Genomic DNA, 2661 nt, shown 5'->3' with positions numbered 1-2661 from the left:
GTATGGATCGAAGACCCGCGCTTCTTGAAGGTCGTCTCCAACCAAGAGGGGCACGGCGAGAATTGGTCTCGCTGCAACTTCAGGCGCTGGGCGTAGAGGATGAACGCAGGACGGTTTCACAAGACTGGCCGACCTGACGTCCTTGTCTACGAGGACGTCGCTGGCCTGCCGCCCAAGTATGGGAGGTGCTCATTCGCATCGACGCTGTCGGGTTGGACTTTGCGGACGTGATGCGACGGCGCGGCGATGACCATCCGGAGGCGCCGCCTCCGCCGTTCATCCCAGGCGCAGAAGTGGCGGGCACGCTCGCCGCCGTTGGCCCGGGGGTTGAGGCGCTCGATGTTGGGACGCTCGTTCTTTTGCCCGCGGGCCTGATGGACGCGAGGATTTGAAGGGGCTGGAGGCTGGCAGGTTCATCGAGCGGCTCAAGGCGCGGACCGAGGATCGCGACACTCCGATTTCGGTCGGAGCATTCCGCGCTCAACTCGGGGCCATCCACCTTTGGTACGTGCAGCCGCCGTTCGAGCTGTCCACGATCCGGCAACTGGCCCTCGTCGCGAACGGCGAGCAGGAGCACATAGTGCCGACGTCCAACACGAGCGACCTCGCGAAGCGCCTGCCGAACAGCGAACCCGAGAGCCAGTTCGACGCTGGCCATGGCGGCATCTATCAATTCCACAACGAGTTCGTCGCACAAGCTCTGGAATTTCTCGTCAGGTGACGTCGGGTCCACATGAAGATCGAGTCACAGGCCACAGCCTTGTCTCCTGTCCTGTTCGAAGTCGCACTATCGCTGTTGTGAAGGGAAACGTCATGAAAGCATTCATTCTGGATCGCTATGGGAGCAAGGTGGCTCTACGGGCGGGGGAGATCGCAGACCCGGAGGTGCGGGAGGATGATGTTCTCATCCAGGTCCACGCCGCTGGCGTGAACCTGCTGGACTCAAAGCTTCGCAATGGTGAGTTTAAGCTGATCTTGCCTTACCGCATGCCGCTCGTCCTGGGGCACGATGTGGCCGGGGTCGTGGTTCGTGTCGGTGCACGCGTGAAGCACTTCAAGCCTGGTGACGAGGTCTACGCTCGCCCTGCGGACTATCGCATCGGCACGTTCGCGGAGCTCATCGCCGTCCAGGAGAAGGACGTGGCATTGAAGCCGAAGAAACTCTCGATGGAGGAAGCGGCATCGATTCCCCTGGTGGGTTTGACGGCATGGCAAGCACTGGTCGAAAGGGGGCAACTGAAGCACGGCCAGAAGGTCTTTATACAAGCCGGCTCGGGCGGGGTAGGTACATTTGCGATTCAGTTGGCGAAGCATCTGGGCGCCACCGTCGCGACCACGACGAGTGCGTCGAATGTTGATTGGGTTCGCAGTCTCGGCGCGGACGTCATTGTGGACTACAGGAAGGATGATTTCGAGACCGAGCTGCGCGACTACGACTTGGTGTTGCACAGTCAGGATGGCAAGACGCTCGACAAGTCCTTGCGCGTGTTGCGGCCCGGTGGGCGCCTTGTTTCCATCTCCGGTCCGCCTGATTCAGACTTTGCGGAAGAGATCGGAGCGCCTTGGTTCGTGAAGCTCTTCACTCGGCTGGTGAGCTTGGGTGTACAGCGAAAGGCAAAGAGCCTCAATGTTTCATTTTCGTTTCTCTTCATGAAGGCGAACGGCGACCAGTTGCGACAGATTGCCGCCCTCATCGACGCGGGACACGTCCGCGCGGTGGTAGACAGGGCCTTTCCATTCCAGTCGACGAATGAAGCGCTGTCCTACGTCGAGACTGGACGCGCGAAAGGCAAGGTCGTGATCAAGGTGAAGTAAGGATGCGACCTTCACGAGGCACCGATGCGATACGCGCCGGAACATAATGAAGCGACACGCGAACGGATCTTGGATGCCGCGTCGCGCCTCTTTCGTGAGCACGGCATTGCCGCCGTGGGCCTCGCGAAGATCATGGCGGAGGCTGGCCTGACCGTTGGCACATTCTACACGCACTTCAAGTCGAAGGAGGCGCTGCTTCGAGAAGCCCTTCTTCGGACGCTTGACGCCCGGCATGAGGAGTTCGCGCAAGCGCTCCATGGAGCTGCCCCGGAAATGTTGGTTCGCGCCTACCTGAGCCCGGAGCACCGCGACGCATTGGGGATGGGATGCACGGTCGCGGCCTTGGCGTCGGAGGTGGGGCGGCACCCCCGCGCGACTCGACAGGCCTTCGCATCCCACAACGCGCCGACCCTTGATGCGCTTGCAGTCTGGTTGTCGTCACGGCGAGGAAAGGAGGCGGGCGTCGCAGATGCGGCGGCCTTTTTGGGGCTCCTCGCCGGGACGCTGCAACTCGCCCGCGCGACCCCGGACCGGGCGGAGTCCGACGCCATCCTCGAGGCTGGTGTCCGCGCCGCGATCCGGCTTGCGACGTAGTCGCCGTCGAAGCGCAAATGGACGCCAGCAGGCCCCGTCCGTCTCGGCTCCTCGCCGATCCTCCTCCCGGCCGTGCAGGAGCTGAAGCGTATCGGCGGAGCCCTCTCACGCGACACCTACCTTGACGCTCACCGGAATCCTTATGCGGAGAGAGTCATTGGCTCAATTCGTCGGGAACTGCTGGACCTTGTCGTCGTCCTGAACGAAGCCCACGCACGGCGCCTGCTGCGCGAGTGCCAGCGCTACTACAAC

General features: G+C 62.3%; 3 protein-coding genes and 1 pseudogene. All 4 read left to right on the top strand.

The window, feature by feature from the left end:
* Positions 1-182 precede the first annotated feature (182 nt).
* The 4 genes and pseudogenes from JGU66_35995 (at position 183) to JGU66_35980 (ending at position 2409) form a co-directional block, all read left to right on the top strand.
* A pseudogene (locus JGU66_35995) lies at positions 183-392 on the top strand (alcohol dehydrogenase catalytic domain-containing protein).
* On the top strand, positions 389-721 hold the full coding sequence (locus tag JGU66_35990; protein MBJ6766183.1) for a hypothetical protein: 333 nt from the start codon (positions 389-391) through the stop codon (positions 719-721). The pseudogene JGU66_35995 and the gene JGU66_35990 overlap by 4 nt, the downstream one beginning before the upstream one ends.
* Positions 722-813: 92 nt before the next feature.
* Entirely contained in the window at positions 814-1815 is a 1002-nt protein-coding gene (locus tag JGU66_35985) for an NADP-dependent oxidoreductase (protein ID MBJ6766182.1), read from the top strand.
* Positions 1816-1839: 24 nt separating this feature from the next.
* Positions 1840-2409 carry a TetR/AcrR family transcriptional regulator gene (locus JGU66_35980; protein MBJ6766181.1) on the top strand — a complete coding sequence of 190 codons (570 nt, stop codon included), beginning with the start codon at positions 1840-1842 and terminating at the stop codon, positions 2407-2409.
* Positions 2410-2661: the final 252 nt, after the last annotated feature.

The sequence above is a fragment of the Myxococcaceae bacterium JPH2 genome (assembly GCA_016458225.1).
In the GTDB taxonomy this organism is placed as follows: domain Bacteria; phylum Myxococcota; class Myxococcia; order Myxococcales; family Myxococcaceae; genus Citreicoccus.
Note: the sequence above shows the minus strand (reverse complement) of the source record. Positions and strands in the feature narration are given on the sequence as shown.

What these genes read in the sequence shown, in the direction of transcription:
- JGU66_35980 (MBJ6766181.1), top strand. Translation starts at nt 1,840, where the DNA reads ATGCGATACGCGCCGGAACATAATGAAGCGACACGCGAACGGATCTTG.
- JGU66_35985 (MBJ6766182.1), top strand. Translation starts at nt 814, where the DNA reads ATGAAAGCATTCATTCTGGATCGCTATGGGAGCAAGGTGGCTCTACGG.